15 protein-coding genes and 1 pseudogene are annotated in these 21,238 nt (G+C 44.0%); 3 read left to right on the top strand and 13 right to left on the bottom strand.

Annotated features, from left to right (window positions below):
* Nucleotides 1-27: 27 nt before the first annotated feature.
* Nucleotides 28-1,506 carry a glutamate--tRNA ligase gene (gltX, locus tag C3B73_RS02135; protein WP_103663992.1) on the bottom strand — a complete coding sequence of 493 codons (1,479 nt, stop codon included), beginning with the start codon at nucleotides 1,504-1,506 and terminating at the stop codon, nucleotides 28-30.
* Between the two features lie 76 nt (nucleotides 1,507-1,582).
* Here gltX and C3B73_RS02140 point away from each other — a divergent pair, with 76 nt between their 5' ends.
* Nucleotides 1,583-2,242: a WbqC family protein gene (locus C3B73_RS02140; RefSeq protein WP_103663993.1), complete on the top strand. Its 660-nt coding sequence runs from the start codon at nucleotides 1,583-1,585 to the stop codon at nucleotides 2,240-2,242.
* 10 nt (nucleotides 2,243-2,252) lie between these two features.
* Here the strand turns inward: C3B73_RS02140 and C3B73_RS02145 are convergent.
* Nucleotides 2,253-3,716, bottom strand: a pseudogene (locus C3B73_RS02145) (SLC13 family permease).
* Between the two features lie 80 nt (nucleotides 3,717-3,796).
* On the opposite strand from C3B73_RS02145, the gene C3B73_RS14135 reads away from it, so the two are divergent.
* Both C3B73_RS14135 and C3B73_RS02150 read left to right on the top strand, forming a co-directional pair.
* Nucleotides 3,797-3,925, top strand: coding sequence for a hypothetical protein (locus C3B73_RS14135; RefSeq protein WP_269800972.1), 129 nt, complete (start codon nucleotides 3,797-3,799; stop codon nucleotides 3,923-3,925).
* On the top strand, nucleotides 3,926-5,656 hold the full coding sequence (locus C3B73_RS02150; RefSeq protein WP_103663994.1) for a sodium:solute symporter: 1,731 nt from the start codon (nucleotides 3,926-3,928) through the stop codon (nucleotides 5,654-5,656).
* Nucleotides 5,657-5,764: 108 nt separating this feature from the next.
* Here C3B73_RS02150 and C3B73_RS02155 read toward each other — a convergent pair whose 3' ends face one another.
* The 11 genes from C3B73_RS02155 to C3B73_RS02205 form a co-directional block, all read right to left on the bottom strand.
* Complete coding sequence (locus C3B73_RS02155; protein ID WP_103663995.1) at nucleotides 5,765-6,637, bottom strand: sterol desaturase family protein; 873 nt, start codon at nucleotides 6,635-6,637, stop codon at nucleotides 5,765-5,767.
* Nucleotides 6,638-6,780: 143 nt separating this feature from the next.
* Nucleotides 6,781-7,008: a hypothetical protein gene (locus C3B73_RS02160; RefSeq protein WP_103663996.1), complete on the bottom strand. Its 228-nt coding sequence runs from the start codon at nucleotides 7,006-7,008 to the stop codon at nucleotides 6,781-6,783.
* Nucleotides 7,009-7,177: 169 nt separating this feature from the next.
* Complete coding sequence (locus C3B73_RS02165) at nucleotides 7,178-9,685, bottom strand: zinc-dependent metalloprotease (protein WP_103663997.1); 2,508 nt, start codon at nucleotides 9,683-9,685, stop codon at nucleotides 7,178-7,180.
* Between the two features lie 130 nt (nucleotides 9,686-9,815).
* The gene (locus C3B73_RS02170; protein WP_232802938.1) at nucleotides 9,816-10,667 is read right to left on the bottom strand and encodes a cyanophycinase; all 852 of its coding nucleotides are present in this window, start codon (nucleotides 10,665-10,667) and stop codon (nucleotides 9,816-9,818) included.
* 81 nt (nucleotides 10,668-10,748) lie between these two features.
* The gene (locus C3B73_RS02175) at nucleotides 10,749-12,125 is read right to left on the bottom strand and encodes a RagB/SusD family nutrient uptake outer membrane protein (RefSeq protein ID WP_103664011.1); all 1,377 of its coding nucleotides are present in this window, start codon (nucleotides 12,123-12,125) and stop codon (nucleotides 10,749-10,751) included.
* Nucleotides 12,126-12,169: 44 nt separating this feature from the next.
* Nucleotides 12,170-15,235: a SusC/RagA family TonB-linked outer membrane protein gene (locus C3B73_RS02180; RefSeq protein WP_232802940.1), complete on the bottom strand. Its 3,066-nt coding sequence runs from the start codon at nucleotides 15,233-15,235 to the stop codon at nucleotides 12,170-12,172.
* A gap of 177 nt (nucleotides 15,236-15,412) precedes the next feature.
* Entirely contained in the window at nucleotides 15,413-16,288 is an 876-nt protein-coding gene (locus C3B73_RS02185) for an alpha/beta hydrolase family protein (protein WP_103663999.1), read from the bottom strand.
* A gap of 11 nt (nucleotides 16,289-16,299) precedes the next feature.
* Entirely contained in the window at nucleotides 16,300-17,124 is an 825-nt protein-coding gene (locus C3B73_RS02190; RefSeq protein ID WP_103664000.1) for a pseudouridine synthase, read from the bottom strand.
* Nucleotides 17,121-17,927 (bottom strand): SMC-Scp complex subunit ScpB, encoded by an 807-nt coding sequence (scpB, locus tag C3B73_RS02195; protein WP_232802942.1) that lies wholly within the window; start codon nucleotides 17,925-17,927, stop codon nucleotides 17,121-17,123. Before scpB ends, C3B73_RS02190 begins: the two co-directional genes overlap by 4 nt.
* A 128-nt stretch (nucleotides 17,928-18,055) precedes the next feature.
* Nucleotides 18,056-19,225, bottom strand: coding sequence for a succinylglutamate desuccinylase/aspartoacylase family protein (locus C3B73_RS02200; protein WP_103664001.1), 1,170 nt, complete (start codon nucleotides 19,223-19,225; stop codon nucleotides 18,056-18,058).
* A 5-nt stretch (nucleotides 19,226-19,230) separates the two neighbouring features.
* A complete protein-coding gene (locus C3B73_RS02205) occupies nucleotides 19,231-21,153 on the bottom strand; it encodes a CBS domain-containing protein (protein ID WP_103664002.1) in 1,923 nt (640 codons plus the stop codon).
* Between the last annotated feature and the right edge of the window lie 85 nt (nucleotides 21,154-21,238).

Here is a 21,238-nt window from a genome sequence, read left to right on the forward strand (position 1 = left end):
ACAGGTTTTTATAGAATTGGACCGTTCTTAAAGTCTTTCGAGAGCGGTGTCAATTCGTTTCAGTACTTCCTCCTTGCCGATCAGTTCTAAGGCCGGAAACAGATCCGGACCGAAACCCTGACCGGAAACAGCAATACGCAATGGCATCATCAGTTTTCCAAAGCCTACTTCATGCTCTTCGATGGTTTCCTTGAGCTTATCTTTAAGAGTGGCGGCTTCAAAATCTTCATCCGATAGTTGCTCGATCTTCGCTTTGTAAGAAAGCACCAGCTGTGGGCTGTCATCCTTCCATTTCTTGAGAGCATTTTCATCATACGCCTCAGGAGCTTCAAAGAAGAAAGCACCCATGCTTACGAATTCATCTACTTTAGAAACCCGTTCGTGCAACAACTCGATCACGGTAGTCAGGAATTCATCGCTTGGGATGTCAAAACCTTTACCCAGGAACAACGCCTCAACCCGCGGTTTGAGTTCTTCAACTGAATGCTCGCGAATATAATTCTCGTTATACCACATCAGTTTTTTGAAGTTGAAAACGGCTCCCCCTTTGGAAACCCGATCCAGTGTAAACAAACCACATAATTCTTCCATGGTGTGGATCTCAGAATCATCGCCCGGACTCCATCCCAGATAAGCAAGGAAATTAACCAGGGCATCCGGCTCATAATTACCTGAGATATAATCTTTTGTATTAACCGGAATGCCTTCGCTTTCTGCTTTTCGCTTGGAAAGCTTACCACCGCTCGGGCTCATGATCAGTGGCAAATGCGCCATTTTTGGAGCCTCCCAGCCGAATGCATCATACAACAGCATATGCTTTGGTGTACTGCTCAACCACTCCTCACCACGGATCACATGGGTGATCTCCATGGTGTGATCATCCACCACATTAGCCAGGTGATAGGTTGGCATACCATCTGATTTAAGCAGTACCTGATCATCCAGCCCTTCCGTATCAAAGGAAACATGGCCACGGATCTCATCCTCAAAGCGGATCGTCTCCTTTCGAGGCACTTTCAATCTAACCACATACTCATCTCCATTTTCCAGTCTCTTTTCAACCTCATCCTGAGGCAGGGTCAGACTGTTTTTCATAGACTGACGCGTGATGGCATCATATTTCGGGGATGGGTTCCCGGACGCCTTCAGTCGTTCTCGCATCTCATCAATTTCTTCTACCGTATCAAAGGCATAATACGCCTGACCCTGTTCGATCAGCTGCTTGGCATACTTATGATAAATATCTTTGCGCTCACTTTGCCGGTAAGGTCCATGTTCACCGCCTTTGCCGGGCCCTTCATCTATTTCCATTCCGGCCCACTCCAGGGAATCGATGATATCCTGTTCAGCTCCCTCTACGTAACGGGACTGATCGGTATCCTCAATTCTGAGAACAAAGGCACCATCATTATGACGGGCAAACAGATAGTTGTAAAGTGCGGTCCGGAGGCCGCCAATGTGTAAAAATCCGGTAGGTGAAGGCGCAAATCGTACGCGAACTGACATGTGTTATTTTGTTTAGTTGAATTCTTCTATTTTCAGCCTATAAAGATAAGAAATTTTAACCGCTAAATTTAAGCCATTGAAGCTGGCTCTGCTCCAACCACAATTTGCTCCGAACCTCTTTGACCTGGCCTCCATGCTTAAAGCGGATCAGGTGATATGGAACGACCTCGAAAGGTGGTCAAGAAAAGGACGTACTCATCGGGCAGCGATCAAAGGGGAACACGGACTGCAGTGGATCAACATCCCCATCAGGACCGAAGACAAAAAGAAAGCCATTGGCGAGGTTTGTATTGATCATACCGAGGATTGGATCGAACCATTCTGGAATGCCCTGCTTCATAACTATTCTGATGCCACTTGGTTCGATTTTTTTGCGGAAGAACTTGAAGCCGATATTCGGGATTTTCACAACTTTGAGAAGTTGATAGACCTCAATATCTCATTCTTTGAACAACTAAGTTCTTACATGGAATATGAGGTCAATTTTCAGCTTGCGAGTCAGATCACAGAATTCGATCCTGATCCCGATATATTTTCAAACAATCTAAATGCTGAAGTCCTTTATCAGGAACATGAGGCAAAGAATTATCAGTGGTTAAGTGATCGTCATGTTCAGGCACTCAAAAAACACCCAGTTTATCGGCAGGGGCGTGGTAATTTTATTCCGGGACTGAGTATCCTTGATCTTCTATTTCATTACGGCAAAGAAAGCTTTCGGGTTTTTGATCACCTTTAGTTGAACTTGTTTAGCTTGCCCAATCTGGTAACACACCGATCTCGATCCCAAAGAACCAGCTTACGATCGTAAGTGCGGCAAGTGAGATCAAGCCGATCATTAAGGCATTAAGCCAAAGACCGGCTTTCGACATTTGAGGTATGGTGATCTTATCGCTTCCATAAACAATGGCATTGGGAGGTGTAGCTACCGGAAGCATAAAGGCACAACTTGCACCAATGGCGGTTGGAATAGCCAATAAGAGTGGATTTTCTCCCAACCCAATTGCAACGGAGGCAAGAATAGGCAGAAAGGCAGCAGTAGATGCCGTATTGCTCGTCATTTCTGTCAAAAATACGATGAGTGCCACAACTATTATTACAATGACCCAGACCGGCCACGTACTGAAACTTCCGATCCCTGAACCGATCCAGGCGGCCAGCCCGGTTTCGTTGATGGCAGATGCCATGCTCAACCCTCCTCCAAAAAGTATCAATACTCCCCAGGGTAATGTTCGGGTATCTTCCCACACCAATAACACTCGCTTTTCATCTCCACCCGCCGGTATAATAAATAAAAGCACGGAGGCCCCGATCGCAATACCTGCATCTGATAAGCCCGGGATCAAATTGGATAATAACGGGCGAAACATCCATAATACCGCCGTTAAAACAAATACGGCTGCTACTCTTTTTTCCTGAACAGATAGCTTTCCAAGGTTTTTGATCTTTTTCGCGATCAATTCGGCTCCACCCGGCAGTTCATCAATTTTAATGGGAAATACGATCTTGGTCAGAACCAGGTACATGAGTGGTAAACTCACCAACACCAATGGAATTCCGATCTGCATCCACCTGAAAAAGCTGATCTCATATCCATAGTTCTCAAGCATGAAACCGGCAAGTAATGCATTTGGTGGAGTCCCGATCAATGTTCCGATCCCTCCAATGTTACAGGCATAGGCAATACAGAGTAACAGAACGATCTCAAAATTTGTCGGCCCATCCGAATCATTACGAACATTCAAATTGAGTATGGAAAGCGCAATGGGCAACATCATGATAGCCGTTGCTGTATTGCTCACCCACAAGCTTAAAAAGGCAGATGCTATGATGAAACCAATGATTATTTAAGATGGCTTTACTCCAACAGTATTTATGATAGAAAGTGCAATCCGGCTGTGTAAATTCCATCGCTCCATGGCCACCGCAATGATGAATCCTCCCATAAACAGGAATATAAGTGGATTAGCGTAGGGAGAGGTGGCATCGGAAATAGGAACAATATCAAATACCGGGAATAATACGATCGGTATTAACGCCGTAGCAGAAATGGGGATAGCCTCACTTATCCACCAGCACCCCATTAACAGGGTAATACCGGCTGTTCTCCAGGCTGCATCAGTAAGCCCTTCCGGAGCAGGAAATATAAATGGGATCAAGAATGCGACTATACCAATAAAAAAACCGAGGAACTTTCCTGTTTGTTTCATCATTGTGACGGTCAGCCCTTTTTTGATTTGGGTTAATATTAGCGAATACTTTCAATAATAGATCACAATAACTATTATCTGGCATGGAAGAAAAAAATACTGACCAAAAATTTGATACCGAATGGCGTGCCGACTACACCGTAGTTGCCATACTTGGTGTTGTTTACATACTCCTTTTCTTTTGGTTCACTTCAACGTTCAATTTGCCCTAAATGAGCTGGATCGATTGGTTAGTACTTATTGCCTTTCTGGGATATACCATCTGGGATGGAACCCGTCGCGGAAAAGATGCCTCTACTATTGAGGGATACCTGCTTGCAAACAGATCCATGCCCTGGTGGGCAGCCGGACTGTCAGTCATGGCTACCCAGGCCTCAGCCATCACATTTATCGGTACTACCGGCATTGCCTATGTTGAAGACATGAGATTTGTACAAACCTATCTGGCTATTCCTTTTGCCATGATCTTCATTTGTATGTTTCTGGTGCCGTTTTTCAGTAAGATGCAGAATTTCACGGCCTACGAAGTCCTTGAAGAACGTTTTGGCCTAAAAACCCGACTTACCACTTCCGGCTTGTTTCTGATCTCGCGGGGTTTGGCTCTCGGAGTTGTGATCGCCGCCCCTTCTTATGTTCTATCCTTATTACTCGGGCTTCCACTGAATATCACTATCCTGATCATAGGCATCATTGCAACCATGTACACTACAGTTGGGGGTATTGCCGGGGTGATCAACACCGATGTCAAGCAAATGATCGTGATGATGTTTGGCCTGGTTTTTTGCTTTGGATTGATCTGGCACCACTTACCAGAGGAAGTAGGCTTTGACGGGGCTCTTTACTTAGCCGGTTCCCTTGATAAGTTAACCGCTCTGGACCTTAACTTTGACCTCACTGAAAAGTATAATGTGTGGAGCGGTGTGATCGCTGCATTCTTTTTAATGGCCTCTTATTTTGGAACCGATCAGACCCAGGTTCAGCGTTATCTCACCACTGATTCAGTAAAAAACGCCCGGAAATCATTATTACTGACGGCCTATGCTAAAGTCCCTATGCAGTTTTTCATTCTGCTGCTTGGGGTGATGTTATACGTTTTCTTCATCTTCAATTCCGCCCCCGCTTCATTCCGAAGTTCCGAACCGGTCGCCCAAACCGAACAGCAACAACTGGCCGAGCAAAAGATCCTAAAAGATTATCAGGTTGCCCACCTTGCAAGAAAAGAAGCCGCCTTTGAGGCTGTTGAAAATCGTAATGAAAGTACCAAGCGGCTATTTGTAGAGACCGATGCGCAGCTAAATGAGGCCCGAAATGCGGAACTTTCCCTGCAGGCTGAGATCAGTCAGGCCGATGTGAATGACACGAACTACATCTTTCCCTATTTCATCCTTAATTTTGTTCCCATTGGTATAGTCGGGCTCATTGTAGCCGGTATATTTGCCGCGGCTCTGAGTTCCATCGACAGTGAGTTGAATGCACTCACCACCGTTTCCATTGTGGACTGGTATCAGCGATTGAAGGGAGACCTGCATACGGAAGCTCATTATGTAAAATCATCCCGCGGTGTTACGTTTTTCTGGGGAGCACTGGCCACCGTTTCAGCACTTCTGATGGGAGAAACACGCTCTATCATTGAATTGGTGAATCAGATCGGCAGCTACTTTTATGGATCTATCTTAGGTGTTTTCATTTTATTGCTTTGGGTGAAACGAGCCACCGGAACGGGTGCATTGATTGGACTGATCTCCGGCATGTTTTCCGTGTTCCTCTTCGACCGACTTTTCTACAATGCTGCAGCCGGGGAGTATGCCTTTATCCTTCCCTGGAGTTTAATGCCCGAAGGGTACAACAAAGCCATTGAGTTTCTGTGGTTAAATCCGGTGGGTACCTTTGTGGTGGTAAGTGTTGGGATACTTGTTAGCCTGCTCTTACCCTCAAAGAAATAGCTTTATAATGATCAGTGCTGTCGAAAGACTTAATGAATCAGTACAGATCACTAGCTCTTTTCAGGATGAAAAGCCTGTTTAGAACATAATTTGATAAGTCAACACCCGTTATTTTCTACCCTTCGTGATCTCTATCTCCGAACTCTCCCCAAATTTAGCATCTGTTGGCGGGCGATAGGGCTGAAACGGGATCTTAAGAAGATTCCCAAGATTATCATTTTCCTCAGGATCCATATGGGTATCAATACCATACTTCAACTCTTTGATATCGTTCACTTCAGCAAAGGTTCCGAATATTCGGTCCCAGATCGCAAAGATGTTACCGTAATTGGTATCGGTTAGTGGCTGTGTGTAGTGATGATGAACCTTATGCATCAGCGGTGTTATAAAAACCCAGGAAATGGCCCGATCGATCTTTTTTGGCATATTGATGTTGGCGTGAGTGAGGTGGGCAAACAAAGCAGATATACTTTGATATAGAAAAATGATCCATATCGGCGCCCCAACGAAAATGACCCCAATGATCGTAAATACCATTCTGAACACGGCTTCACCCGGGTGATGGCGTAAACCGGTGGTTACATCTACAGTGGTATCGCTGTGATGAACCAGATGAAACTTCCACATGAATCTCACTTTGTGCTCGATCCAATGAATCAGGTATGCACCAAAGAAGTCGAGCAACATCACCCCAACCACGGCCTGTGCCCACACCGGCATCTCTATCCACTGCAGCACTCCAAATTCATTGGCTGTCACATATTCGGATGACCACACTAAAATACCCGCAAAACCCAGTCCTATCACCACAAAAAAGGCGTTCAGGATCAAATTCAATGCTGCATGCCTGACTTTTTTATACCCAAACTCAAATAAAGGGAACACCCCTTCAATCACCCAGAACAAGAAAATTCCGCCTACCAGAATTCCGGCTCTGAAGGTTGTGGGTACATTCTCAAAAAATTCGATGAGTCCTTCCATAGGGTTTTTTGCTTAACGTGACGTCTATAAATTTAAGATCATACTGAAATAAAGCAACCTGTCATTCATGCAGAATAACAGGTTACCTCACAACACTGATCAATTTCAGTTCTTCGTTACCGGATCGATCTTTTTAAACGGGCTTAGATCTGATCTTTCCACTGTTCGCTGATACTTGGGTTCTTTTGATAAATATCGATAGCATCAATAGCTGTGATCCGGCCACTCATTCCGGCAGGCCCGACATTTCTTGGCTCAATACCTTTCAGGAGTTCCATATTCAGATCCTGAGCCAACAAATTTTGAGTCGGTATCATCAACAGTACAAACAGTGTGATGATTGATAGAAATTTGAGGATTTGACGTTTCATAGCGCTTTATTTGATTTCGGTTTTATGGCGGAACTATAAACAACTCAGACACTTAATACAATTTTCGGGTTGTTAAATTTTTTAGCTGAACCGGATTCCCTCCATAAAAAAACCCCGTACACTTAAAGTGCACGGGGTTTGTAAGGTCTTAACTATCAGTAGTTACTGATCAGTCATTGCCATCCAGAATGTCCTGAACACGAGCCTGAATATCTTCCAGGTGCGTTCTTGTTGGACGATCCAGACCACCGGCTCTCAGAGCATTGGTGATGTCACGATTCAGGATGTTAAGCTGATTCCTGACATTGGCACGAATATCAGACTGGCTGACATCCACAGAGTTACCGGCCCACCAGCCGCCCTGTAGTTCTTCAGTCATCAATCCTTCCATTTCTTCCACGTATGCTCTCTGCAGGGCACGGCGGTGAACATCGATGTTCTCTCCGGCACGTACTTCGCTGAAGATGCCGTTTCGAACATCATCCATCATCTCAAAGGCAGTGTAAGTATCCTCATCAGAACGTCTTTCAAACTCTATAAGTCTGGCAATACGACGGCCATCAACAAGGCTACTTAATACACCGGCTTGTGCGCCTCTGAAACTTTCAACAGCCGTAGCCTGATTCACACGATCCAGGATCTCCTTATCAAAAGCCCAGCTTGGTGAACTGAAAGCATGTTTCTGAAGGAATTCCATAGCATCACGCTGGGTGGCTTCAGGAACGGCTTCATATACAACGCCTTCCTGATCATAGGTTTTGTGGTTTTCGTAAATACCACCAACATTGCTTAGCACATGGCCCATGTATCGGTTCCACTGACCAATGATATTCATGTAAAGCTCTTGAAGCTCTTCATAATTCTCACCATCACGTTCGGTCCATTCGATCAGGTTATCCGTGATCACCTGAAGGTTGGCAAGACCTAACTCACCGGCTTCCATGGCATTATTGGTCAAGTCTTCATTTTGTGAACGCGGATCTATCTTGGAACCGGTTTGAGCACCGTAGAAATAAATTGGGTCGTCGGCTCTTTCAACTACCCACTCATTCAGGGTTTCTTTGATCCTTTCATCACTCCAGTCTTCCGGGAACCAGGTGTAACCCCACTTGGCATTCCACTTGTCATATGGACCAACGGCCGGATAGAAATTGGTAACGCCGTCACCCGGCTGGGCAACATAGTTGAAACGGGCGTAATCCATAATAGATGGAGCCGTACCGTTGTTGGATGTAAACTCAGGATCTCTGAGCTGATCTACCGTGTATGCAAAACTGGATCCCCAGTTATGTGGGAAACCAAGCGTGTGACCTACCTCGTGAGCAGATACAAAACGGATCAGTTCGCCCATGATCTCATCATCAAATTCAACACCACGTGCATCCGGGTTAGCCGCTGCCGTTTGAATGAAGAACCAGTTTCTGAGCAGGTTCATCACGTTATGGTACCAGCCAATATCACTTTCCAGGATCTGACCGGTTCTTGGATCATGAACGTGAGGACCGTAGGCATTCTGAATGGGTGATGCATAGTAGCGGATCACAGAGTAGCGTACATCTTCCGGGCTGAATTCAGGATCTTCTTCCGGAGAAGGAGGTAGTTTACCCATAATGGCATTTTTGAAACCGGCGGCTTCAAAAGCTACCTGCCAGTCATCCACACCTTGTAATAGATACTTTCTCCATTTCACAGGAGTGGCCGGATCAACGTAATAAATGATCGGATTTTCCGGTTCCACCAATTCATCACTTTCGCCGTTCAGCCATGCGATATAAGCTTCCTTATCTTTAGGAACGAGCTTCCATCGGGTAATGTGGCGAATCGCTTTTGCCTTTTGGGCATCTTTGGTGAATTCAGTTTTTTGTACACTGAAAAATCCAACTCTTTGATCGTAATCACGAGGTCTCATTTTATCAGCAGGAAGCAGGATCATACTGTGATTCACTTCCATGGAAATGGTACCGGTTGAAGAATTTGATGGAGGCTCACCGGCATCATACGTCAACACGTTACGTGCTTCAACGTTTTCAGGATAACTGTTGATGTGCTCAATAAAAGTTCTGCTGCCATCCAATCTACGAACCTGATAGGCTCTTCTGCGGCTGCTTTGAAGTCCCAGGGATGGAATATCAGAGGTAAACAGGCTGGTGATCTCAACCACAGATCCGGTTGAATCCTCATTCAAAGCTTCGATATCAAATGAAGAAATGATCGGCTCGAAATTTGAATTCTTTACGGCTTCAAAAATCGGTTCTTCCTCTGAGGCTACGTTCTCGTACGAAACGTGACGAAGTAAGATCTTGTCATCTTTCTTTTCCCAGCGTACCACCTGAGTGTTCAGCTTTTCGCCACCGTAACCGATGTTATCGGCAGTTTTGGCCACACGGGTTACCAGAAGCATTTCTTTACCTAAATGCTCGTCAGGAATTTCGTAGTAATATTTCTCATCCACTTTGTGGACGTTGAAGAGTCCTTCATCTGTTTCAGCTTCATCTGTAATGACGTCACTGAATTTTTTCATTCCGTCATCGCTGCCTGCGCCACCCCGGGCACTGTTACTGCTTGACGGTTTGCTCGCCTGAGCTGCATTCTCCGCGGTCTTACACCCTGCAAAAACAAAGGCGAGACTCAGAAAAAGTACAGTAAGCGTTGTACCGTTGAATTTTCTATAGTTCATAAATATTAGGTTAGTTCGTATTGGTTAAATTATGTTTGAAGGTGTGGTTAGTTTGACATCAAATCAAGTCTTTAATCGAAATTACTGTGTAAAAAGTTTCATCTAAGACTATGACTTTACGGTTATTTACTTATCGGATCAAAAAAGAATCACCGTGTGTATAAATATCAAGGCTCAAACCCTCACCTTTAAAAAGCCCCGACTCAGTGACCGAAGGTTCTCCACTATTGCCATATAAAAGTACCTGAGATAAACCCACAACTTCAGCACGATCACCTCTTACTAAAATAGCGGTTGATTCATCAATTCCAACTCCTTTATGATCCGGATACTCCATTACTGCTGTGATGAGCCGGTTATTTCGAGCCCGTTTCACAAAATGTTGGTCCACGATGATCCCTTCAACCAGACCAAGTCCTTCATTGGTGACCAGATTATCTTTTTCAAGGTGATAGAAGGTTGAGGTGTATTCCGGATGCTTTGCCTGATCTCCGGTGATCATAATGCGGCTCATAATTGCAGCTCCGGCACTGGAACCGGATATGACCGCTCCACTTGAATAAGCTTCATAAATCGCTTCTCCTATCTCAGGGTGATCCTCAACTTGCTTCATGAAGCGACTTTGATCGCCACCGGCAATGTACATGAAGGCTGCGTTTCGAACAGAATCCAGGGCGCCGGACGTTACACTATCCTTTCTTCCGAGATCAAATGAATACATATTTTCGAAGCCATTATCCCTGAAGGGCTTTTCACCGTAAAAACCTGATGTGTCCGGATTAAAGCCTGACATGGTTAACACCAGGCCAAAGGCATCGGGATCACTCAGATCTGATTCATCCAGAATACGCTCAATGATCACATCGGGACGACTGCCTCCGCCTATGATCATAAGAGCCCCTTTCTCAGATAAGGGTTGACTTGAATCACAACCCGTTAGAAGTATTAAAAGTAGTATAAATGATTGATAGAAATATTTCATGGATTTGTATTTATTTAAGGACATAAAAAAAGCACCGGAGAACCGGTGCTTTTTTAAAATTTAGTATTCTATGCCTTCAAATTAGCAGGTAGGACCTGTATAACTTGCATTCTGACATAGATTTGGGTTAGAGTCGATCTCACGGCGTGGGATCGGAAGTACTAACTTAGGATCATCATAACTGCGTGTTCCTACAGTACCTTGTGTTCTTTTGATGTCATGAAGCAATTGACCTTCGAACATTAATTCCAGCTTTCGCTCTAAAAGAATATCATTAAGGTCGAATTCTGTTGGCAAGGTATAAGTAGGCAGGTTCACACGATCTCTCACTTCATTCAAATCATCGATCGGGTCTGCACCTACATAAGGTACTCCTTCTCTGAAATTTGCTTCGGCGCGAGTCAGATACATTTCTGCTAATCTAATCTGCTGGACGTTACCATTCACTCCATCATTCCATTTACCTGAGCGTAATACGCCATCACTCGGGTCATTATAGAATAAATTGAGTCTGTCATCACCAGCTTCATACTCATCCACATGAGCCTGATTTATATCAACATCACCACGACTGTCAGCACTATAGAATGTAAACATGCTATTTGCTCCATCCTGCGCACTTACCTGCATCGAGAAGATATCTTCAGTAGAATTCTCTACGTTATTAAATGCATCAGCATAAGTGTCTGTCAATGAATAATTACCTGACGCGATCACGCGATCGGCTTCAATACGTGCATTGTCATAATCTTCCATTTGAAGATACACTCTGGAGAGAACAGCACTTGCTACCATTGAATTCGCATAGTATGAACGAACAGGATTGACATCAGATAACAAACTTTTAGCGTCAGTAAGATCGCTGATTACCTGTGCATATACCTCACCAACCGTTGAACGGGCAACATTACTTGATTCGTCAATGGTGGTTGTAGGTGTTAATACCAACGGTACACCGGCCTGACCATTTGGGCCACCAGCTACGTATTGCGTTGCGTACAGACGTACAAGATCAAAATAGATCAGTCCTCTGATGAATTTAGCTTCACCTTCTACACGATCTCTTTCATCGCCTTCCAGAAGATCTAAACCATCCAATGCGCTATTTGCAATGTTTATCGCATCATAGGCATCAATCCAGGTTCCGGTTGCATTTGCATTATCGTACTGTTGTTCCTTAAGTCTAATTTGTCTCGGACCAAAAAAGGTTCCGGAAAAATCAAACTCATCATCGGCCGCTAGAAAATCCGGCATCATTAGGAACCAGCCACCATACAGGTCACCACCACCTATTGCATCGTAAGCACCAATCAGTACAGACTTTACATTCTCTGCATTTGTCAATGCCTCAGTGGCATCAATGGACTGCTTTGGAGTAGTATCCAGCAATCCGTCGCACGCTGTGAACAGAAATGCACTTAAGAAAAGTGTTCCTGCTATTAATTTTAGTTTTTTCATAATCATATAAACTTTTTTTTAAAAATTATCTGAATTAACCTGTTTTAGAATCCAATATTTATACCAAAGGAAATGGTTCTGGCCTGCGGTGCAGAATAGAAATCATTACCAATGTTAAGGTTATTAGACAGATCATAAAGGTCAGTATTTACCTCCGGATCCCAGCCTTCATAATCGGTAAAGGTCAGAAGATTCACACCAGACATATACACTCTGACATCTCTTAGTTGTAATCTGGAAAGAAGGTCCTGTGGCAAGGTATATCCTAATGTTACAGACTTAAGTCTGAGATAAGAACCATCTGAAATATATCTGGAGGATGGGTTACTACCATTGGAACCAAACAATCTTGCTTCAGGTATATCAGTTACGTCACCGGGATTTTGCCAGCGGTTAAGCTGATCTACGGTTTGATTATCAAAGAAGTCACCGTTAGCTGACTGATAACGTCCACCACCATTGTAGATGTCATTACCATAAACAAACTGCATTAAAACACCCAGATCAAAATTTCTGTAGTTAAAGTTATTTGTAAGTCCACCTACAAAATCAGGGTTAGGATCACCTATAACTACATTGTTGGCTATAGAATAATCATTAGTAGTTCCAGCATCATAGTCTTTGCCGTCTGCACTATGTAAGTAATACAGCGCGTCTCCATTGTCAGGATCAACACCGGCATATTCTTTTCCCCACATGACGGCAATGGGTTCACCTTCAACAGCGCGATTAAGGAATCCTCCTTCAATGACCTGACCACCTAAATTCGTGACCTTGTTCTTATTGAAAGCTATATTAAAGTTGGTGTTCCACCTGAAAACTCCTGTCGTATTTTGAGTATTTATCACAAACTCAAAACCTTTATTCTCCAGTTCTCCAACGTTTCTCAGCTGTGAAGTATAACCTGTGGTTGCAGGTACATTCACATTCAATAGAAGATCATCTGTTTTCTTCACGTAGTAATCAATCTCACCACCGATTCTGTCACTAAAGAGTGCAAAATCAAGACCGATGTTATACTGTGCCGTACGCTCCCATTTCAGATCCGGATTAGGAGTCTGTGATGGCACCAACCCGGAGCTGCCAGCATAACCGGTTCCACCGTAAAGACCACGTGATGGGAAGTTACCTACGTTAGAGTTACCTGTCAGTCCATAACTACCTCTCAACTTCAGGAAGCTAAGGGCTTCTACATCACTCAGAAAATCTTCCTGAGATATGATCCAACCGGCAGAAACTGCAGGGAAGAAACCATATCTGGAGTTCTCACCGAATCTGGAAGATCCATCCACACGGGCACTACCTGATAACAGGTAACGGTCGCTGAATTTGTAATTTGCACGTGCAAAATACGATAGGTATTTATATGCAGTTTCAGTTGTGTTACCACCAGTAATTTCAGCCGCACTGGCTAATTTTCGAAAACTATCAGTTGGGAAGTTTGTACCGGAAACAAAGGTTTGATATCGGTCAGAACTTTCCAATGTCACACCGGCAACGGTAGTCAGCTGATGGTTGTCATTGAATTGCTGATTCCAAGTCAGATAGTTATTCAATGTATAGTTAACCAGATTTACCCATCGTGAATCACCATAACCGCTGGTATTTTCACCAACGTTCGTGTTACTATCCGCAAAATAATCTTCATTTTGGAAAAGCAGATCCAAACCGGCTTCACTTCTAAATTCAAGATTACTTGAGATCTCATAGTTTGCATACAGATTACCAATGTTTCTAAATACCGTTTGGTTGTTATCCACACCCTGAACATGTCTCAGGAAGTTGTAGTACAAGGTATTTTCGTTTGGCACATCGCTGAAACCTGTCAAATTACCGTTCTCAAATTGTGGAGTATAAACGGGTGACAGCGGTGACTGTGCAATTGCCTGTAATGGAGTTGAGAAAGCGTTATCGTTTGATACACGAATATTTTCCGTTCTGGAAAGACCGAGGTTCATTCCAACTTCAAATTTATCTGAAGCAGAATGATCCAGATTCAGTCTGGCATTCATTCGGTTGAACTCATTTCCACGAATAATACCGATCTGATCACTGAATCCACCGGATACAAAGAAACGGGTCTTTTCAGTACCCCCGCTTATCTGAACACCAAAATCCGTATTGCTGGCATCCTGAAAAGCTTCATCCTGCCAGTTTGTATCTATCTCACGATTTTGCCAGTCAGTGCCCTGAGCAAAGAAATCAAACCAGTTATTTTCTAGATAAGATCCTGACAGATCGCCAAATGGTGAGCGCTCTGCAGCTTCTGTAAATAATTCAACATATTCATCAGCATTCAAAAATTCCACACGATTGGTTTCGGTACTAATGCCTCGCTCATAACTTACATTAATTCGAGTCTCACCGGCTTTACCTGATTTCGTAGTGATCAGAATTACACCATTCGCACCACGTGAACCGTAGATAGCTGCTGCAGAGGCATCCTTCAGAATGTCCACAGATTCAATATCATCAACATTAAGATCAGCAAGAGGGTTAGTATCAGCTGTTTGTGACTGACTTTCGGAGATCACCGGAATACCGTCGATCACGTAAAGCGGCTGACTACTTGCAGATATGGAAGATGTACCTCGAACACGAATGTTAATACCCTGTCCAAGCTTACCATTACTTTTTTGAATAAATACACCTGAGGTTTTACCCTGAAGTGCAGATTCAAAACTGTTAACAGGCACAGCAGAAAGCTCTTCACTGTCAACACTTGCAATATTACCGGTCATGTCTTCCCGGACAATGGATCCAAAACCTACAACAACTACCTCATCCAATAGCTGAGTATCTGTTGCGAGTTCTATATCAATGGTTTGGCGACCATTTACAGCAACTTCCTGACGGACAAAACCAACACCTGAAAACACAAGTGTTCCGTTTTGAAATTCATTACTTGTCAGTTCTAATTCATATTCACCGTCAAGATTAGTGGCTGTACCTTTATTGGTACCTTCAACCAAAACGGTAATATTAGGTAACGGTTCATTGTCTTCAGCAGAAACTACAACACCGGAAACTGTTTGTGCATGTAGCGTTCCAACTGAAACAAATAGCAGTAACATAAAGCAACTGCTAAGTTGTAGTAGCTTTTTCATCATAACTATTGATTTATTTGGGTTAGTGTAAGTACGTAGGACAATACTCTAATTTTTCACTAAATGAAACCTTAAAATATCAGTCAAATGAATGTAAGCGCTTCTTTTAGAGAGTTTTTACAAACAAAAAAGGCTGATCGAATGATCAGCCTGAATGAACCTGTGTGAGTTTAAATCGCTCTATTTAAGGTACTCCACAAACCAACCTTCCGTCCAATCTAAAACTTCAGCGAAGGGTTTTGGAAAATCTTCATCTTCAAATGGGTGTGCAGTTCCATAGGTATGTGTGCCATTGGCAACCAGTCTGAGTTCCTTTTCCTTGCCCTCACAAGCGATATGCAATTGCTCTGAGTCAGTGTGAGGAACCGATTCATCATCCCGGCCATGAATAAATAAGGTCGGAATCCTAAGTTCTTTCACGCGTTCAATAGCAATGACCCTTTCTGCATTATTTATGGAATCTTCGTAAACCACCTTTCCGACTTTCATTTTTTGCCCGGTACGGCTGTTTTCGATCTCAGTATATCCTTGTTCCTTCCAGTCCTTTTTCATCTCGTCTGTCCAGCGTTCTCGATAATCAGCCGGTGCAGACCATGTGACCAGGCACTGAACCGGGGCGTATTCAACGGCAGCAGCAATAGCTGTATGGCCACCACGGGAATGCCCAAGCAAACCAATAGTATCTGTATTTAGATTTGAGTGATTGTCAGAGATCTCCCCTTTTTGAAGGGCTTCGATCACCGTTCCAATATCATCCAGGTCCTGAGAAAACGTCTCTCTCTCAAACAGGTCCATTTCAGTGAATTCTGTTTTATTCTCACCGATCCCATTCAGTGAAAAATTCATAGCCACCACACCAAAACCGGCACGGGCAAGTTCTTCACACACATCCGGAAACGGGCCCCAGTCTTTGAACCCCTTAAAGCCATGTAGAAAAAGGATCACCGGAAAACTCAAACCATTCCGAGAGATCGGTGAATAGAGGTCATACCGGATCGGCAAGCCTTCGGTTGAGGGAACCTGTCCGGTTGAGATCGATATACTGCTAACTTCCATAAATAGTAAATTTATTTATTCTTATTGAAATCGAGAGTGTCCAGTTTAACCAATTTTCTGAGGTTATTAATTTCATTCTGCCTCAGAAACCTCCAGCGACCCATAGGTACATCCTTTAGAGTAAGCCCTGCGTATTCGATTCGCTTCAGCTTGGTAACCACCGTTCCGTGAAATTCTACCATACGTCGGATAAGGCGATTTCGCCCTTCAAAAACAGACATTTCAAAAGTATTCGGATCATCCATGAACTGGGTGATGTTATACCCCTTTGCCACACCATCTTCCAGCTTAACTCCATTCAGGTACTCTTCAAGCTGAGCTTCGCTTAATGGTCTGTCTGTGGTGATCTGATAGGTTTTTCGAACACTGTAACTTGGGTGCATCAGCCGATGAGCCAGGTCCCCATCATTGGTCAGGATCAGCAAGCCGGTCGTATTTCTATCCAATCGGCCCACCGGGTAAACGCGATATCCCGTGGCATCCTCGATCTGATCCATCACAGTCGTACGGTCTTTCTCATCATCCGTTGTGGTGATCACATCCTTGGATTTATGCAACAACAGATACACAAAAGGCTCCAGGCTCAGATTCTGTCCATCAACAACCACCGAATCCTTTCGGCGCACTTTGGTACCCAGTTCTGTGGTCACCTGACCGTTGATCATCACCTTTCCGGCAGATATATACTCATCCGCTTCCCGTCTTGAACAAAAACCGGCGTGGGCAATGAATTTATTCAGCCGGATCTTCTCATCCTGAGAATAATTTTGATCTACCGTTTGTGCCTTCTTGTTATCTGCTTTGTTCTTGTATTTTTTCTTACCGCCTTTACTCATTCTTCCTCGTTGGCTTCACTGTCTTTATTCTTATTAATTTCGTCGTCATCCGCTTCATCGGCTTCATCCGACTTACGGTTCATTTCTTCGGGTTGAACCGATCCTTCCTCTTCTTGTTTCTCCTCGATCATTTCTTCTACAATATCTTCAAGGGGATCAGAATCTTCCTCATCCATTTCATCGATCATAAGCTGCCGCTCCATCAATAACTGACGGTGCTCGGCCATATCATCATCCTTAAGGATCTCATCGATCTCACGTGGTTTTGGCAATTCATCTACCGAATTGATCCCAAAATGTCTCAGAAAATGCTTGGTAGTTCGGTATAACAGGGGCTTACCGGGACTGTCCGCTCTTCCGGAAACCTCGATCAGGGCTTTTTCCATCAGCTGCCTCAGGATGTATCCGGAATCGACTCCTCTGATCTGATCCACCTCCGGCTTGGTAATGGGTTGCCGGTACGCCACAATTGCCAGTGATTCAATGGCAGACTGAGACAATTTCCGATAGGCATTTTCGTGCTGAAAGATACTAAGCCAATAGTGGTACTTAGGCTCCGTCACAAAGGTGTAACCGCCGCCCAAAAGCTGGATACGAAAACTCAACCCGTTTTCGTCATATCTCTCATTCAGTTTATCTACAAAATCTGAAACGGTCTCTTCCGTGATCTCGATCTGTTCTTCATTTTCAACAATGATCTCACGGATCTTGGACCCGGGAATGGGCTCATCACTGGCAAATATCAATGCCTCTATAACCGATGAGAGCCGGGTTCCATCAATAAATTCATAGTCATTCTTCATTATGAAGTATCAAAAAATGTTCAAAGGTTTTATCACTAAAATCAGTCTATAAACATACACAATGTGTGAACCACCCGACAAAATTATTTTATGATTTTAATCCACCTTAAGATACACCCCGTTTCTGTTTATCGTTTGTAACAGATCAGTGTATGCGGATCTTTCCGGATCACTCTGTACCCCATCAGGTGAAAGATCTCCTTAACTAAAAATTTTGCAACTTTAAGATCTACTGTAAACACCCTCTCCTGTTCCTTTTCAACCCCCGGAAGCAAATGGAGGTATTTGTTTATAAATGAGCCACGAAGTTTGGACGACATTTCAAGCCAGAAGGCAGACCTTCCCTTTAAAATAAAAAAACCGTCATTGCCTTTCGTTTGGTACAAAGGCATGAAGATCAGTCCACTTTTCGGGGCATATATCGGCTCTCCTTTTTCATTTGCCAGAAGGTCACCTTTGTAAACCGGATCAAAATTCAAAAAACCCTCTTTCATTTTGAACTGTGAGGCATCGTCCACGTAATGATGATAGCTGATCTCGTAATAGCTGTCCTCAATCTCAGAATCCCCATGCATCATTTTTTCGTAGTAGTGAACCTCCCTGAGCTTGAGTGTGTATACCTGAATATGATGTAAATACAGCCACAGAAAAGCCTCCGTTCGATCGATCGAACTTATAGCTTCATGCTTGCCCGCTTCAAAACCAATGGCAGGATATCCAAGATCATTGATATAACTTAGCAGGGTTCCATGAATGGTTTCTTCGATTCCCAGTATTTGTGGAACCGGGAAGTAGCTGGCGCTTTTACGATTCTCTAGTGTGTCGTTAAAAAAAATGAAGGCGCAACTTTCGGCTGAAGTGGTGTGCAGGTCAATAAACTTGAGATCCTGCGTAACAAAACGGTGCTCATTGACAACCTCATTCAGAGTAGCAAGTAACTCATCGGCTTCTTCCAGTTCAGGAGAGCCTAAATCGTTACTTTCATTTTCAAGAGCTCCATTGGAAACCTCTCCCCAAAGCCTGTTAAGGTCCCGGTCAAGATATCTAACTCCCTCCCTTAACGCTTTTAGGTTCCCGCTTATCATATAAATAGAACCGTTGAGCCGATCTGTATTTTCAGAAAGGGATCGTGCGAGTCGCCGTGAGGCGTGTACTCCGGCTACTTCGTTACCGTGAATACCTGCAAAAATTACAACAACGGGACCGGTGTCCTCTTTATGGCTCCATATGATCCGGTCAACCGATTCCATTTCAAACGAGTCATCTTCACTTTTTACTAACGTACTTTGTTCCTGCAATGCTTTTAATCTGATTTATTTTCCAGTGTTTTCAGTAACCGGATCGTAATATTCATAAAATTTCCTTCTGTGATGATACCCACCAACCGACTGTTTTTTACGACCGGCAGGCATCCGATCTGCTGATCTTTCATGATGGCCATCGCTTCCATGATGGAGGCTTCCGGATGAATGGTGATCGGATTTTGTATCATCACATCCGACACCGTTTTGGACCCCGTATCATTTGTTTTCTCTTCAGTCCTTGAATATTCCCTGAGCAGTTGCCTCATGGTTATCAACCCAATCAAATGCTTCTGATCATCTTCAACCGGCAGGTACCTGATCTTACGCCAGTCAAGCAGGTTGGCCACAAATTCCAGGATATCATCTTTGCGAACGGTAAACAGATCTGTGGTCATAAACTCTTCCACCATCAATTTGGAGGGCTTCCAATGCTCGAGATCCTCCACACGGGCCATTCCCCATTTATGAACCGGCTCCCCTTTGTTCTGATTTTTGATCATGGCATTGGTGATGGCCGATAACGCCTGTTCCTTGTTTCCGTCCTTAATCAATTTACCATACGATTTCACCACCCAGTATGATCCGGTTTGAGCGGTATCAGCCCGGTCTTCAATGATACTGAGATAGGTATCTATATCTGATGAATCGATATTCGCTTTATTAAGTCCGTTCCGGGCAATGGGTAGTAATTCTTCCTTGATCAATTCAACCGCAGTGATCTTTCGGTCTTTGGTCCACACAAATTTTGTATCGAGCCCCATTTTTGAAGCCGCAAAGAAATTCATACGGGCATTATCGAAATCCATTTCCTGTGTTATATCGGGATACTCATCCTCAAAACCGTTCAGCAAGCCCAGCCAAAAGGCTGCATTGGCTACTTCATCCACTACGGTTGGACCTGATGGCAACACACGGTTTTCGATGCGAAGGTGTGGCTTTCCGTTACTGACCCCATAACAAGGCCGGTTCCATCGATAGACAGATGAGTTGTGCACATTCAATGCCATCAGCTCAGGCGTCATACCTTTTTCCATCAGCTCTTCAACTTCTTCCTCGATCTCTGCACTAAGCATCACCCGATACCTTGAAATATCTTCTTTGTAGATATCCAGAATGCTGTTTTCCAGCCACTGATTACCAAAAGTGACACGGGGACTTGAGTCCCGCAAATGCTCCCCCACCTGTCGTGTATCAATCGACTGATGAAATAAAGCCACCCGAGTTTCTGCCCAAAGTCGCTTACCAAACAGGATCGGAGAGTTTACAGCTGCCGCTAAAACGGGTGCCGTCACAGCCTGAGCAATATTATATCGGTTCACAAATTCAGAAGGTTTTACCTGTAAATGGACCTGAAATCCGGTATTACAGGCTTCCAGTAATGGAGAATCGAACTTCATCAGCAGTTCATCCATCCCCTGAATACGTAACTCAAATTCCTTCCCTCTCAGCTTATTGATAGCTTCACAAAGTGCCTCGTAACGCTTGAGTGGTGTGAGGTTCTCGATATCCACATCCATTTTACGGATGGTAGGCAGGATCCCAGTCAACAAGATATTGCCCCCCATCTCCCGCACGTTTTCCCTGACGTATTCAACTTCTTTGTGGAGATTATTCTCCATTTGTGACAAACAATCACCTCCAAATTTCAGCGGGTCCATGTTGATCTCAAGGTTGAACAGAGCGAACTCCGTGGTATAATTTCCCTCACCAAGCTTTTTTAGTACGTCCAACGATCGTGGAAAAACCTTGCCGTGTGCATCCACCATGCACAATTCCTGTTCTGCACCGATCCTCAGCGTGTCGGTTTCGAACCAGTTTTCATCCAGCATTTTTTGCAGGGCACGCAGATCCCGAAGCACATGCTTCATGAAGGTTTGGATCTGTTCATTATCGTCAGCAAGCTTTACGCGCTCTTCTCCCATTTCCTGATCAATTTGAGTGGTGTAGAACTACCCCACTAAATACCAATTTTGCCGGGGTATTTGCAAATTTTTTAGCCGGCCTGTT

The sequence above is a fragment of the Gracilimonas amylolytica genome (assembly GCF_002911695.1).
GTDB lineage: Bacteria > Bacteroidota > Rhodothermia > Balneolales > Balneolaceae > Gracilimonas > Gracilimonas amylolytica.